General features: G+C 74.3%; 12 protein-coding genes and 1 riboswitch. Of the genes, 2 read left to right on the top strand and 10 right to left on the bottom strand.

Annotation, left to right across the window (positions count from 1 at the left end; translation table 11 throughout):
* Positions 1–9 precede the first annotated feature (9 nt).
* From NE236_RS12320 to ribD, 4 genes are read right to left on the bottom strand one after another with little or no spacing between them, the layout of a single operon-like run.
* Entirely contained in the window at positions 10–1,218 is a 1,209-nt protein-coding gene (locus NE236_RS12320; protein ID WP_252842044.1) for a bifunctional 3,4-dihydroxy-2-butanone-4-phosphate synthase/GTP cyclohydrolase II, read from the bottom strand.
* On the bottom strand, positions 1,215–1,862 hold the full coding sequence (locus NE236_RS12315) for a nicotinamide mononucleotide transporter family protein (RefSeq protein WP_252842043.1): 648 nt from the start codon (positions 1,860–1,862) through the stop codon (positions 1,215–1,217). The genes NE236_RS12320 and NE236_RS12315 overlap by 4 nt, the downstream gene beginning before the upstream one ends.
* Positions 1,859–2,458 carry a riboflavin synthase gene (locus tag NE236_RS12310; protein WP_252842042.1) on the bottom strand — a complete coding sequence of 200 codons (600 nt, stop codon included), beginning with the start codon at positions 2,456–2,458 and terminating at the stop codon, positions 1,859–1,861. Before NE236_RS12310 ends, NE236_RS12315 begins: the two co-directional genes overlap by 4 nt.
* Positions 2,459–3,604: a bifunctional diaminohydroxyphosphoribosylaminopyrimidine deaminase/5-amino-6-(5-phosphoribosylamino)uracil reductase RibD gene (gene ribD, locus NE236_RS12305; protein ID WP_252842041.1), complete on the bottom strand. Its 1,146-nt coding sequence runs from the start codon at positions 3,602–3,604 to the stop codon at positions 2,459–2,461.
* 68 nt (positions 3,605–3,672) lie between these two features.
* Positions 3,673–3,803: riboswitch (FMN riboswitch) on the bottom strand.
* 181 nt (positions 3,804–3,984) lie between these two features.
* On the opposite strand from ribD, the gene NE236_RS12300 reads away from it, so the two are divergent.
* Positions 3,985–5,007, top strand: coding sequence for an MBL fold metallo-hydrolase (locus NE236_RS12300; protein ID WP_252842040.1), 1,023 nt, complete (start codon positions 3,985–3,987; stop codon positions 5,005–5,007).
* A gap of 138 nt (positions 5,008–5,145) precedes the next feature.
* Here the strand turns inward: NE236_RS12300 and rpe are convergent, their stop codons facing one another.
* Together rpe and NE236_RS12290 are read right to left on the bottom strand one after the other, a co-directional pair.
* The gene (rpe, locus tag NE236_RS12295) at positions 5,146–5,811 is read right to left on the bottom strand and encodes a ribulose-phosphate 3-epimerase (protein ID WP_252842039.1); all 666 of its coding nucleotides are present in this window, start codon (positions 5,809–5,811) and stop codon (positions 5,146–5,148) included.
* A 38-nt stretch (positions 5,812–5,849) separates the two neighbouring features.
* On the bottom strand, positions 5,850–6,782 hold the full coding sequence (locus NE236_RS12290) for a LysR family transcriptional regulator (RefSeq protein WP_252842038.1): 933 nt from the start codon (positions 6,780–6,782) through the stop codon (positions 5,850–5,852).
* 123 nt (positions 6,783–6,905) lie between these two features.
* On the opposite strand from NE236_RS12290, the gene NE236_RS12285 reads away from it, so the two are divergent.
* Positions 6,906–8,189 carry a pyridoxal phosphate-dependent aminotransferase gene (locus NE236_RS12285; RefSeq protein ID WP_252842037.1) on the top strand — a complete coding sequence of 428 codons (1,284 nt, stop codon included), beginning with the start codon at positions 6,906–6,908 and terminating at the stop codon, positions 8,187–8,189.
* Positions 8,190–8,251: 62 nt separating this feature from the next.
* Here NE236_RS12285 and NE236_RS12280 read toward each other — a convergent pair whose 3' ends face one another.
* The 4 genes from NE236_RS12280 to NE236_RS12265 form a co-directional block, all read right to left on the bottom strand.
* Positions 8,252–9,643, bottom strand: coding sequence for an RsmB/NOP family class I SAM-dependent RNA methyltransferase (locus tag NE236_RS12280; RefSeq protein WP_252842036.1), 1,392 nt, complete (start codon positions 9,641–9,643; stop codon positions 8,252–8,254).
* The gene (gene fmt / locus NE236_RS12275; RefSeq protein ID WP_252842035.1) at positions 9,643–10,569 is read right to left on the bottom strand and encodes a methionyl-tRNA formyltransferase; all 927 of its coding nucleotides are present in this window, start codon (positions 10,567–10,569) and stop codon (positions 9,643–9,645) included. Before fmt ends, NE236_RS12280 begins: the two co-directional genes overlap by 1 nt.
* Positions 10,570–10,588: 19 nt before the next feature.
* The gene (gene def, locus NE236_RS12270; protein ID WP_252842034.1) at positions 10,589–11,134 is read right to left on the bottom strand and encodes a peptide deformylase; all 546 of its coding nucleotides are present in this window, start codon (positions 11,132–11,134) and stop codon (positions 10,589–10,591) included.
* A 67-nt stretch (positions 11,135–11,201) separates the two neighbouring features.
* Complete coding sequence (locus NE236_RS12265; protein ID WP_252842033.1) at positions 11,202–13,409, bottom strand: primosomal protein N'; 2,208 nt, start codon at positions 13,407–13,409, stop codon at positions 11,202–11,204.
* Positions 13,410–13,432 lie beyond the last annotated feature (23 nt).

Here is a 13,432-nt window from a genome sequence, read left to right as displayed (position 1 = left end):
TCCGCTCGCTCATCCCAGATCTCCGATCGTGTGGCCGAGGCGGTCGCGCTTGGCCGAGAGGTAGCGCCGGTTGTGCTCGGTGACGACGACGGGCAGCCCGGCGCGCCCGCGCACCTCTACGCCGAAGCTCTCCAGCCCCTCGACCTTGGCCGGGTTGTTGGTCAGCACGCGTACGGACCGGACGCCGAGGTCGAGGAGCATCTGCGCGGCGTTGCCGTACTCGCGGGCGTCCACCGGGAGGCCGAGTTCGAGGTTGGCGTCGACGGTGTCGGAGCCGTCGTCCTGGCGCTGGTAGGCCCGCAGCTTGGCCAGCAGCCCGATCCCCCGGCCCTCGTGACCGCGCAGGTACAGCACCACTCCCCTGCCCTCGGCGGCGATCGCGGCCATGGCGGCCTCCAGCTGGGTGCCGCAGTCGCAGCGCTCCGAGCCGAGCACGTCGCCGGTCAGGCACTCCGAGTGGGCGCGTACGAGGACGTCCTCGCCGTCGCCGAGGTCGCCGTACACGAGGGCGACGTGCTCGCCGCCGTCCACCTCACTCGCGTAGCCGACCGCCCGCCACATGCCGTGGCGGTTCGGGATGCGGGTCTCGGCGACCCGCTCGACCATCCGCTCGGTCCGCTTGCGGTACTCCACGAGCTGGTCGATCGAGATCAGCTTCAGGTCGTGCTCCTTGGCGAACACCTCCAGCTGCGGCAGCCGCGCCATCGTGCCGTCGTCGTTGACGACCTCGGCCAGCACCCCGGCCGGCGTCAGCCCGGCCAGCCGCGCCAGGTCGACCGCCGCCTCGGTGTGCCCGCGCCGCCTCAGCACCCCGCCGTCGCGGTACCGCAGCGGGAAGATGTGCCCGGGCCGGACCAGTTCGTACGGCTCGGTCGCCGAGTCGGCGAGCGTGCGGATCGTGTGGGCGCGGTCGGCGGCGGAGATGCCGGTCTCCACGCCGTCGCGGGCGTCGACGCTCACGGTGTACGCCGTGCGCATCCGCTCGTGGTTGTGCGCCGTCATCAGCGGGACCTGCAGCCGGTCGAGGTCGCGGCCCTCCATCGGCACGCAGATCACGCCGCTGCTGTAGCGGATGGTGAAGGCCGTCAGCTCCGGCGTCGCCTTCGAGGCGGCGAAGATGATGTCGCCTTCGTTCTCCCGGTCGGCGTCGTCGACGACGACCACGGCCTTGCCGGCCGCGATGTCCGCGATCGCCTCTTCCACACTGTCGAAACTCATGCCACAACCACCTCGGGCTCGGGGTGCCGCCGCTGCCGGCGGTACTGCTTCTGCCAGTCACGGAAACCGGCGATGACGAGGATGAAGAAGATTCCGTACGCGGCGCCGGAGACGTACAGCCCCGACTTGAACGCGAGGGGGACGCCGACCAGGTCGACGAGGACCCAGATGACCCAGAAGTCCACGAGCGCCCGGCTCTGCGCGAACGTCGCCACCGCGCTGCCGACGAAGATGTACGCGTTGGCCAGCGGCGACCAGGAGATCTGCAGCCAGGGGATGTTCGCGAACAGCAGGGCCACCGCGGCGGTGCCCGCGGCGAGCGTCCCGATGAGCGCCAGACGCTCGCGACCGGTGGCCGGGCGGACCGGCAGGTCCCGGCTCTCCCGGAGGCCGCGCAGCCACCGGACCCAGCCGTACGAGACGAGCACGAGGAACATCACCTGCTTGAGCGCGTTGCCCGGCGCGTGCGCGCTGACCGAGGCGACCAGCAGGAGCGCCGCGCCGGCGAGCTGGACCGGCCAGGTCCAGATGGTCCGCCGCATCGCCAGCCACACCGTGGCCAGGGACAGGACGTTGCCCACCAGGTCGGTCCACAGGACCTTCTCGCCGAGGACGGTGATCCCCGCCTGCGTCCAGGAGCTCACCGTGTCGCTCCCGCCGTGACGAGCCGCTCGACGTACTTGGCGACGACGTCGACCTCGAGGTTCACCGGGTCGCCGGGGCCCTTGCGGCCCAGGGTGGTCAGCTCCAGCGTCGTCGGGATCAGCGCGATCGTGAAGGCGTCGTCGCGGGCCTCAACGACGGTCAGGCTGACGCCGTCGACCGTGATGGAGCCCTTCTCGACGACGTACCGGGCGAGCCGCGGGGGCAGCTCGACGGTCACGATCTCCCAGCGGTCCCCGGGCTCGCGGGACGTGATCCGCCCGACGCCGTCGACGTGGCCCTGGACGATGTGCCCGCCGAGCCGGTCGGCCGGCCGGACGGGCCGCTCGAGGTTGACCGCCGACCCCGGCTCCAGGGCGGCGAGGCTCGAGCGGTCCAGCGTCTCCTTCATGACGTCGACGGTGAAGACGTCGTCCTTGACGTCGGTCACGGTGAGGCAGACCCCGTTGACCGCGATGGACGCGCCGTGCACGGCGTCGGAGACGACGAGCGGGCCGCGCACGGTGAGCCGGGCGGAGTCCCCCGCCGGTTCCAGCGCGACGACCTCGCCCAGCTCCTCGACGATTCCGGTGAACATTCAGTTCTCCCTTCGGGCCGCTACCGGCTCCGGTGATGGGGGTACGACGGCTCGGCCGACCGCCGTGACCCGCAGGTCCGCGCCGATCCGGGTGACGTCGTCGATGTGCAGGCGGTGGGCCTCGGCGAGCGTGCCGACGCCCGCCGCGCCGAGGGCGGCGGGGCCGGCGCCGAGCAGCGTCGGGGCGAGGTAGGCGACGACCCGGTCGACCAGGCCGGCGGCCAGGAAGGAGCCGGCGAGCGTGGGGCCGCCTTCGAGGAGGACGGAGACGATCTGCCGGTCGCGCAGTTCGGTGAGGAGGGCGGCCAGGTCGAGGCCGCCGTCGCCGCGCGGCAGGCGCACGACGGCGGCGCGGCCCTCCAGCGCGGTCGTGTCGGCGTCCTCGGCGACGGCGATCAGCGTCGGGGCCTCATCGTCCAGGACCCGGCCGGTCGGCGGCGTGCGCGCCGACGTGTCGACGACGACGCGCAGGGGCCTGCGGGGCGTGCGCCGGTGGTCGTGGCGCCGCACGCCACGCACGGTCAGGCGGGGATCGTCGGCGAGCACGGTGCCGACGCCGGCGACGATCGCGTCGCATCGGGCGCGCAGCTCGTGGACGTCGTGCCGGGCCTCGGGGCCGGTGATCCACTGGCTGGTGCCGTCGGCGGCCGCGGACCGGCCGTCGAGCGTCGCGGCGAACTTCCAGGTGACGTGCGGCCGGTTCAGCCGGGTGCGGGTGAGCCACTCGGCGTTGCCACGCTCGGCCTCGTCGGCGAGCAGGCCGGCCTCGACCTCGATGCCCGCCTCGGCGAGCCGGCGGGCTCCGCCGCCCGCGACGGGGTGGGGGTCGGCGACGGCGTAGACGACGCGCCGGACGCCGGCGTCGATGATGGCGCGGGTGCACGGGCCGGTACGCCCCTGGTGGTCGCAGGGTTCGAGGGTGACGACGAGCGTGCCGCCCTGGGCGCGGCCGGCGGCCTCCCGGAGCGCGACGACCTCGGCGTGCGGGCCGCCGGCGTAGGGGTGGTACCCCTCACCTGCCACGTCTCCGGCGGGGTCGAGGACGACACAGCCGACCACGGGATTGGGGCTGGTCTCACCTTGGGCGCGGGCGGCGAGCGCCAGCGCCCGGCGCATCGCCCGCTCCCGCGCGGGATGAACGGTCACCCGGGCCTCCTCATCAGGCTCCGGGTGTGCGGCAAGGCCGCGAAAGGCCATGCCCACGAAGGGCACGGCCGCGCGCTGCCTCCCATCCGGACTTTAACCGTCGGTCCCGGAGTTCCACCGGGTCAACCGGCCGATGGTTTCGGCCGGGTCGCGGACTGTCACCGCCGGTTCGGAATTTCACCGACCCCGGAGCACGCTTATTGACTCCCAACCAGTGTGCCATGCCGGGCATTCCATGCCACATGTGAGGATGCACACGTCCACATTCGGCCAAGCAAGCGCTCGCTTGGCAAGCTTCCCCAGCGGGAACCATGGCGCTCCCCACCTCTGGTCCGATATAGATCGAATGTCGTTCTAGCGGAAAAGATGAGGTCGAGCCGATGACGCAGCGAACGGAGTGGACGGAGCCTGGAGCGTTCCAGGTGGCACCGGGTGTGCACCGGATCCCCCTGCCGCTACCGAGCGACGGCCTCCGCGCCGTCAACGTCTACGCGGTCTCCGGCGACGACGGGCTGGTGCTGGTCGACGGCGGCTGGGCGCTGGAGGAGTCCCGGCGGCGGCTCGAGGCGGCGCTGAAGGAGATCGGTCACGGCCTCGGCGACATCACCCGGTTCCTCGTCACCCACGTCCACCGCGACCACTACACGCAGGCGATCGCCGTCCGCCGGGAGTTCGGCACGCGGGTCAGCGTCGGCATCGGTGAACGCGAGACGCTCGAACTGCTCACCCGGCCGACGCGCCGCGCGGGCTCCCCCCAGCTCGCACGGCTCCTCGTCTGCGGCGCGCAGCCGCTCGTCGAACGCCTCAAGGTCGCCTGGCGCGAAGGCGGGCACGACGCCCTCGAGTGGGAGATGCCGGACGACTGGATCGACGGCCGCACGGCCCTGCCGCTCGGCGGGCGCGAGCTCCTCGCCGTCCCCACGCCGGGCCACACCCGCGGGCACCTCGTCTTCGCCGACCTCGACGGCGGGCTGATGTTCGCCGGAGACCATGTCCTGCCCCACATCACGCCCTCCATCGGCTTCGAGAGCGCGCCGGACACGTCCCCGCTCGGGGCCTACCTCGACTCCCTCAGGATCGTCAAGGAACTACCCGACCTGCGGCTGCTACCCGCCCACGGCCCGGTCACCGAGAGCGTGCACGCCCGCGTCGACGCCCTCCTGCAACACCACGCCGACCGCCTCGACGCGAGCGCCGCGGCGGTCGCCGCCGGCTCGGGCACGGCCTACGAGACCGCCCGTGCGCTGACCTGGACCCGGCGGGAACGCTCCTTCGACGACCTCGACCTGTTCAACCAGATGCTGGCGACCACGGAGACCCAGGCGCACCTGGAGGTTCTCGTCACCCAGGGCCGCCTGCGCAGCCGCGCCGACGGCGACGGCGTCGTGGCCTACGAACCGTAGGCGACCCCCGGCCCGCACGCCGACGGAACCGCGGCCCACACGGTGGAGGCGCCGCTCGCGTGAAGGCCCGAACGTCGACCCCGGCATGGCCTACGAACCGCAGGCCACGCCGGGCCCGCACGCCGACGGAACCGCGGCCTATGCGGTGTAGGCGTCACTCGCCCGATCCCGCAGGGAGCGCACCGCCGCGGCGGGGTCGTCGGCGGAGTAGACGGCCGACCCCGCCACGAAGACGTCCGCGCCCGCCTCGGCGCAGCGCTCGATGGTCTCGGCGTTGACCCCGCCGTCGACCTGAAGCCACACGTCGAGGTCCCGGCCCTTGATCAGCTCCCGGGCCCGTCGTACCTTCGGCAGCACCACGTCGAGGAACGACTGCCCGCCGAAGCCCGGCTCGACCGTCATCACGAGCAGCGTGTCGATCTCGGCGAGCAGGTCGGTGTACGGATCGACGGCCGTCCCGGGATTCAGGGCGAGCCCCGCGCGGGCCCCCGCCGAACGGATCGCCCGGAGCGTACGGATCGGCGCGCTCGCGGCCTCCACGTGGATGGTCACGCTGGACGCGCCCGCCTCCGCGTAGCCGGGGGCCCACCGGTCCGGGTCCTCGATCATCAGGTGGCAGTCGAGCGGCAGCGGCGTGACCTTGAGCAGCGACTCGACCACCGGCAGCCCGAGCGTGAGGTTGGGAACGAAGTGGTTGTCCATCACGTCGACGTGGATCCAGTCGGCGTTGGACACCGCCGTCACCTCGTCCGCGAGACGGGCGAAGTCGGCGGACAGGATGCTGGGAGCGATTTGCACGGCCATGATGCGCCCAAGTCTAGAGACGATCGCCGCAGCCGTCGTCAGTCGCCCTCGGGACGGCGGGAGGCGGTCCGCCGGGCGTCGAGGTCGGCGGCGGCGGACTTCAGCGCCTCGACGGTGACCGCGACGGACGGGCGGCGCACGCTCGCGGTCCGCACGACCGCGTAGACGTACCGGGTCATCGCACGCGGCAGTCTCCGCACGGCGATCCCCGGGATGTCGGCGGTCAGGGTGAGGCTGGGCACGGCGGCGACGCCGACGCCCCGGGCGACCAGCGCGAGGATGGTGCCGAGCCCCTCGAACTCCCACGGCACCGACGGCGCGCCGCCGACGTCGGCGAGGAGCCGGTCGAACGCCTCACGGGACGGCTCGCCGGGCGGCGCCGCCATCCACGGCTCTTCGCGAAGGCGCCGCAGGTCGACCCGGACGGCCGGGTCCGCCGCCCAATGGTCGGACGGCACGACGAGGACGACCGGGTCGTGCATCAGCACCGTGAACCGCAGGCTGCCGCCGCCACGGGTGGGCAGCCGGCCCGTCCAGTCGTCGATCAGGGCGATGTCCACCTCGCCCGAGCGCACCTGCGGCATGCCGTCGCCGGAGGTCTGGCGCAGCTGGAACGTCAGGCCCGAGTGCCGGCGCAGGCTGTGCGCGAGCGCCGGTGCGAACGCCACGGCCGCCGTGGGGAAGGCGGTGAGCACCACATGCCCGGAGGGCTCCGGCTCGGCCATGTCCGCCTCGGCGAACTCGATCATCCGCAGGATGCGCTCGGCGTGACCGACGAGCCGCCGTCCGGCGTCGGTCAGCTCGGCGCTGCGCGCGGTGCGGTCGAGGAGCGTCGCGCCGACCTCCCGCTCGAGGACGGCGAGCTGCTGGGACACGGCCGAGGCCGTGTAGCCCAGCGCCTTGGCCGTCGCGGCGATGCTGCCGCGCTCGGCGAACTCGCGCAGCAGACGGAGCCGCCGGACATCCAGCATAAGTTCATCTTACGCACAGCAGCGGAAAGCCTCGCTTGTGGTGATGCCCCGGATGGCTGAACGATTGAGGGGCGCGCGCCGCAACGACCACTCTTCCGCCAGCAGCTCCATTGGAGTCATGAGATGACAGTCGCAATATCCGCGACTCTGGCCGCCAACGAGGCGCTCGAACAAAGACGACGGGCCGGTCTGCCAGTGCTTCACCTGGCCTTCGGGGAGGCCGGCCTGAACGTCCACCCGACCCTCGAGAACCGGCTCGGCGCGGCGGCCGGACGCGGCGCCTACGGTCCGGTCGCGGGCAGCACCACCCTGCGGAACGCCGCCGCGGGGTACTGGCGCCGCCGCGGGCTGGCCGCCGACCCCGGTCTGGTGGTGGCCGGCCCCGGCAGCAAACCTCTTCTCTACGCCCTGCTGCTGGCGATCGGCGGAAGCGTCGTCGTCCCGCGCCCCAGCTGGGTCAGCTACGCCGCTCAGACCCGCCTGCTGGGCACCGAGCCCGTCTTCGTCCCCATCCGCCCCGGTGAGGGCGGCGTTCCCGACCCCGACGCCCTGCCCGGCGTGGTCGCGCGGGCCCGCGCCGCGGGGCACCACGTACGCAGCGTCGTCGTCACCCTCCCCGACAACCCCACGGGCACGCTCGCCCGTCCCGGCACCGTCCGCCGGCTCTGCGAGGTCGCGCGCGAGCTGGACCTGGTGATCATCGCCGACGAGATCTACCGTGACCTGGTCTTCGACCAGGGCGCCGACTTTCCGTCCCCGGCGCGGTTCGCGCCGGAGCGTACGGTCATCACCACCGCGCTGAGCAAGAGCCTCGCGCTCGGGGGCTGGCGGATCGGGGTGGCACTGCTCCCCGAGGAGCTGCACGGCCTGCGGGACCGGCTCGCCGGGGTGGCCAGCGAGATCTGGTCGAGCGCGTCCGGTCCGGTCCAGGAGGCGGCGGCGTACGCCTTCGGCGAGCCACCGGAGATCACCGGCCGGATCGCGGCGAGCCGCCGCCTGCACGCGGCCGTGGCGACGGCGATGGCGGAACGGTTCGCCGACGCCGGAACGCGCGTCGCGGCGCCGCAGGGCGGCTTCTACTGCTACCCGGAGTTCTCCGGGCCGGGCCGCGACGACCTGCGCGAGCGGCACGGGATCGAGACGTCCGCCGACCTGGCGGAGTTCCTCCTTGAGGAGTACGGCGTCGGTGTGCTGCCGGGCAGTGCTTTCGGCGACCCGCCCGACGCTCTGCGGATCCGCGTGGCGACCAGCCTGCTGTACGGGGAGACGCCCGAGCAGCGTGACGCCGCCCTCGGCGCTCCGGACCCGCTCGCCCTGCCCTGGATCGCGGACGCCCTCGACCGCGCCACCGAGGTGCTCTCGGACCTGACCTCCAAGGTCCGCGAACCGGCGCCGGCCTCCGCCTGACGCCGCCCGGCTCACCGGCGCGGGCGCCGACGGGGACCGGCGGGTCGCCCTCTCGTGGACGGTCAGGAGGTGCGGCGCAGGAGGGCGAGGAACATCGCGTCGGTGCCGTGCCGGTGCGGCCAGAACTGCGCGTACGGGCCGTCGCCCAGGCCGGGCACCTCCTTGAGGTGCGCGGGGGCGTCCAGGCGCTCGACGTCGTCACGGCCGCGCAGGACGTCGTCGACGACGACCCTGGTCTCGGCCAGGTGCGGCGAGCAGGTGACGTACGCGACCACGCCGCCGGGCCGTACGGACTCCAGAGCCGAGGTGAGCAGCCGCCGCTGCAGCGGGCCCAGCTCGGCGACCGCCTCCGGGCCGCGCCGCCAGCGCGCCTCGGGCCTGCGGCGCAGTGCTCCGAGACCCGTGCACGGGGCGTCGACCAGCACCCGGTCGAAGGAGCCGGGCCGCCAGGCGGGCCGGGTGCCGTCCACGACGGCGACCCCACCGGCGGCGTCCACGCTCCCCGCCACCAGCCGGGCGCGGTGCGGCTGCACGTCACAGGCGAGCAGGTGCCCACCGCGCTCGCCCGCCAGCCCCGACAGCAGGCCGGCCTTGCCGCCCGGTCCCGCGCACAGGTCGAGCCAGCGGCGGTCCGGGCCGTCGATGGCGGCGCGTGCGAGGGCGAGGGCGACCAGCTGGCTCGCCTCGTCCTGGACCCCGGCGCGGCCCTCGGCGACCGCGCGGATCGCGCCAGGGTCGCCCTCGGCGAGGTACGCCGCGTACGGGGAGTACACGGCGGGCTCACCGCCGAGCTCCTCGACGGTCGCACGGCCCGGCCGGGCGACGAGCGTGACGCGGGGCCGCTGGTTGTCGGCGGCGAGCAGTGCCTCGATCTCCTGCGGTCCGACCGCGTCGCGCAGGGCGTTCACGATCCAGCGCGGGTGGCTGTGCACGACGGCGAGCCGCCCGGTCTCGTCCCCGGGCGCCACGATCTCCAGCCACGCGTCCATGTCACGGGCGGCGACCTTGCGCAGCACCGCGTTGGCGAACTTGGCCTGGCCGGGACCGGCCACCGAACGGGCCAGGTCCACGGTCGTACCGACGGCGGCGTGCGGGGGGATGCGGGTGCTCAGCAGCTGGTGGGCGCCGAGCCTCAGGACGTTCAGCAGCGGCTGGTCGATCTTGGTCACCGGGCGGTCGCTGCACACGTCGAGCACCGCGTCGTACGTGCCGCGCCCGCGCAGGGTGCCGTAGGTCAGCTCGGTCGCCAGCGCGGCGTCCCGGCCGGTCAGCCCGCGTTCGCGCAGCAGGGACGGCAGCAGCAGGTTGGCGTACGCGTCGCGGTCGTCGACCGCCTGCACGACGTCGAACGCGGTACGGCGGACGGGGTCGCGCGGACGGCGCGGCCGCTGCGCGGGCCGGCGGTCCGGCCGGTCTCCCTGGCCGGACGTGCGGCGGGGTTGCCGGGGCGGCATCAGATCAGTTCGTCCTCATCGGTCGGGTGGACGCCGCGCGCCCAGGCGGAGGCGTCCATGCGCTGCTTGCCCTGCGGCTGGACCTGCCCGAGCAGCACCGGGTGAGTGCCGGTGCCGGCGAAGACCTCCTTCTTGGTCACCCGCAGGCGCCCGGCCGCGAGCGGCTCGGCGTCGGGAGCGGGCCGCACCGGCGCGAGCTTGAGCCGCTCACCGCGGAACGTCGTCCAGGCCCCCGGCGCCGGCGTGCAGGCGCGGACGAGCCGGTCGACGTGCAGGGCCGGCTTGGTCCAGTCGACCCTGGCGTCGTCCGGGGTGAGCTTGGCGGCGTGCGAGACGCCGTCGGCGGGCTGCGGGCGAGGCTCGAGGCTGCCGTCCTCGATGCCGTCCATCGTCGCGACCAGCAGGTGCGCGCCCGTCCGCGCCAGCCGGCCGAGCAGATCGCCGCTGGTGTCCTCGGGCAGGATCGGCTCGGTGACGACGCCGTACACGGGTCCGGTGTCGAGGTCCTCCTCGATCTGGAACGTCGCCGCGCCGGTGATGTCGTCGCCGTGCAGCACGGCGCGCTGGACGGGCGCCGCGCCCCGCCAGGCGGGCAGCAGCGAGAAGTGCAGGTTGACCCAGCCGTGCCGCGGGATGTCCAGCGCCGCGCGCGGGATCAGCGCGCCGTACGCGACGACCGGGCAGCAGTCGGGCGCGATGGCGCGCAGCCGGTCCTGGAACTCCGGCTCCTTCACCTTGGCGGGCTTGAGGATCTCGATGCCCGCCTCGGCAGCCCGCTCCGCGACCGGGCTCGGCGTGAGCCGGCGCCCGCGCCCGGCGGGCGCGTCGGGCCGCGTGACGACCGCGACGACCTCGTGGCGGGAGTTCAGCAGCGCCTCCAGGGCGGGCACCGCGGTCTCCGGGGTTCCGGCGAATACCAGACGCACTAGCGGTCTCCGTCCGCGCTCACAGGGCCTTGCCGAACGTGCGGTGCGGGGACTCCTTCACGATGGGCTTCGGCTCGCCGAACCACTCGGCCTCACGGATCGCCTTCATCGCGGTCTTGCGCTGCTCCGTGTCGAGCCGGTCGATGAAGATGATGCCGTCGAGGTGGTCGGTCTCATGCTGGACGCAGCGGGCCAGCAGGTGGGTGCCCTCCAGCACGATCGGCTCGCCGTACATGTTGAAGCCCTTGGCGACCACGCCGACGGCGCGCTTGGTCGGGAAGGCGAGGCCCGGCAGCGACAGGCAGCCCTCGTCGCCCTCCTCCTGCTCGTCCGACAGGTCGAGGGTGGGGTTGACGACGTGGCCCAGCTGGTCGTCGACGTAGTAGGTGAAGACCCGCAGCCCGACGCCGAGCTGCGGCGCGGCCAGCCCGACGCCCGGCGCGTCGAGCATGGTGTCGGACAGGTCCTTGACCAGCGTCCGGAGCTCCTTGTCGAAGTCCTTGACCGGATCCGCCGGAGTCCGCAGGACCGGGTCACCGAAGAGGCGGATGGGCTTGACTGCCACGTACGGCTCCGTTCGACGTTCTGGGGCTGGGGACCCCAGTCTACGGAGGTCTCGGCACCGGAATCCCTCAGATGAGTTCCAGCGGGTCGATCTGGACGCGGACGACCTCGGTGGCCTTGCGCGCGCTCCGGGCCGCCTGGGCGGCCTTGAGGCACCGGGCCAGCACGGCGCCGCGGGCGCGGTCCACCCGGACGAGCGCGCGCTCCTGGCCGTCGCCGACCTCGACCGGCCCCAGCACCTCGGCGTCCGGGGGGAGGCCGGCCGCCTCCACGAGCTCCCGGACGGCCTGCGGGCCGCCGGTCAGGGACGCCATGCGCACGGCGGGCGGGAAGCCGAGCTCCCGGCGTTCGGCGAACTCGCGTTCGGCGAACGTCACCGGGTCCCAGCGGATCAGCGACTGCACGGGGGTCAACGCGCCGTCGGCGAGGACGACGACGGTCCCGCCCGAGCGGACGAGCGCGGCGGCGTTCGTCCACCGGCGCAGCGCCTCCTCACCGGCCCGCAGGTCGGCGCGGCCGAGCAGCACCCACCCATCGAGCAGGAGCGCGGCGGCGTACCCCTCCGCGGGCACCGGCTCGGCGCCGGGGGTGGCGACGACCAGCGCGGGTTCGGCGCCGACCGACGCCAGCACGCCGTCCCGGCCGGAGGTGCGAATCGGGACGCCGGGGAAGGCCCGGCCGAGTTCTTCGGCCGTGCGCCTGGCACCGACCACGACGGCCCGCACGTGCCCGCTCCCGCACTCCGGGCACTGCCACGCCCCGGCGATGCGGCCGCACCACCGGCAGTACGGCGCGGCGTGTCCCGAGGTGAGGGCGAGCGGACCCTCGCACTCCGGGCAGCGCGCGGGCCCCCGGCAGCGGGCGCAGGCCAGGGCCGGCACGTAGCCGCGTCGCGGCACCTGAACGAGCACCGGACCCGTCTCCAGCCCCTGCCGGGCCGTCCGGAACGCCAGGTGCGGCAGCCGTGCCGTGCGGGCGGCCTCGTCACGGGCCAGTTCGGCGTCGTCACCGGCGGGCCGGACGTACGGCATCGACCGGCGCAGCCGATCCCGGTCAGGGACCAGCGGATGCGCCCAGCCGGCCTCGACGAGCTGCGTGCCGTCGGTCGTGCGCGTGAAGCCGCCGATCAGCGCGCCCGCCCCGGCCCGGTGAGCCCGCAGCGCGAGCACCTCGCGGGCGTGCGGGTACGGCGCGTGCGGCTCGGCGTGGACGTCGTCGCCGTCGTCCCAGAGAACGACGAGCCCGAGGTCGCGCACTGGCGCGAACATCGCGGCGCGCGTGCCGACGACGACCTTCACCTCGCCGCGCAAGATGGTGAGCCACCGGCGGTACCGCTCGGCCGGACCGAGCTCGGCGGTGAGCGCGACGTGCCGGCCGGGACCCAGGGCCGTCTGCAGGGCCGTGTCCACCCGCGCCACCTCGCGGCCGTCGGCCACCACGATCAGGACTCCGCGTCCGCCGTCCAGCGCGGCCCGCGCCGCGCGGGCGGCGAAGGCGGTCCAGTCCGTCCCCGGAAGGGCGGTCCAGACCGCGCGGGGAGCCCGCGCCTCCATCAGGGCGGCGAGGAAGGACGGCCCTGCCCGATAGGCCTCCCACGGCCCCGGATCGGCGCACGCCCCCACGTCCCGGCCCGGACGGACGGCGTCGACCTCGACCGTCGGCCGCTCCAGGGCGACGTCCCGCCCGGCGGCGCCATCGTCCGCCACCGGGCGCTCCGCGCCCGCCTCCTGACCGACGTCGCGGTTCTCCGTCGCGGCCGTCTGCCGCTGCGCACCCGGACCGGTGTCTCCAGCCTCCGGCTCCGCGTCCTGACCGGCGTCGCCCGCCTTCGGCGCGGTCTCCTTACGCTCCGCCTCGACGCGGGCGTGGCGGGGCGGGACGGCCAGACGCAGCACGTCGGCGAGGGTGCCCGCGTACCGGTCGGCAACCTCCCGGGCGAGCGCGGCGATCTCGGGGGTCAGCACCGGTTCGGGGGAGATCACGCGCTCGAGGAAGGACAGTCGCCCGTCGTGCTCGCTGTCCTCGACCCGCTCCAGCAGGAACCCGTCGACCAGCTGACCGGCGAACCGCACCCGCACCCGGCAGCCGGGCACGGCCTTCTCGTCCAGGTCGGACGGGACCAGATAGTCGAACGGCCGGTCCAGGTGCGGCAGGGACACGTCGACGGCGACCCTCGCGACTTTCAGCGTCTCCGCGGGCTGCCGCGCGCCCTTCCGCGACGTCTTGCGTGCGGCGCGCGGGCCCGCCTCGGAGACGACGGCCGTCACGTCGTCCATCCCGGGGATCTGGGGAGCGGTCC

It is taken from the genome of Actinoallomurus purpureus (assembly GCF_024055795.1).
GTDB classification, from domain to species: Bacteria; Actinomycetota; Actinomycetes; order Streptosporangiales; family Streptosporangiaceae; genus Actinoallomurus; species Actinoallomurus purpureus.
Note: the sequence above shows the minus strand (reverse complement) of the source record. Positions and strands in the feature narration are given on the sequence as shown.

Coding starts and splice junctions, on each gene's coding strand:
- NE236_RS12320 (WP_252842044.1), bottom strand. CDS start 1,218: ATGAGTTTCGACAGTGTGGAAGAGGCGATCGCGGACATCGCGGCCGGC.
- NE236_RS12310 (WP_252842042.1), bottom strand. CDS start 2,458: ATGTTCACCGGAATCGTCGAGGAGCTGGGCGAGGTCGTCGCGCTGGAA.
- NE236_RS12300 (WP_252842040.1), top strand. CDS start 3,985: ATGACGCAGCGAACGGAGTGGACGGAGCCTGGAGCGTTCCAGGTGGCA.
- rpe (WP_252842039.1), bottom strand. CDS start 5,811: ATGGCCGTGCAAATCGCTCCCAGCATCCTGTCCGCCGACTTCGCCCGT.
- NE236_RS12290 (WP_252842038.1), bottom strand. CDS start 6,782: ATGCTGGATGTCCGGCGGCTCCGTCTGCTGCGCGAGTTCGCCGAGCGC.
- NE236_RS12285 (WP_252842037.1), top strand. CDS start 6,906: ATGACAGTCGCAATATCCGCGACTCTGGCCGCCAACGAGGCGCTCGAA.
- NE236_RS12280 (WP_252842036.1), bottom strand. CDS start 9,643: ATGCCGCCCCGGCAACCCCGCCGCACGTCCGGCCAGGGAGACCGGCCG.
- NE236_RS12265 (WP_252842033.1), bottom strand. CDS start 13,409: ATGGACGACGTGACGGCCGTCGTCTCCGAGGCGGGCCCGCGCGCCGCA.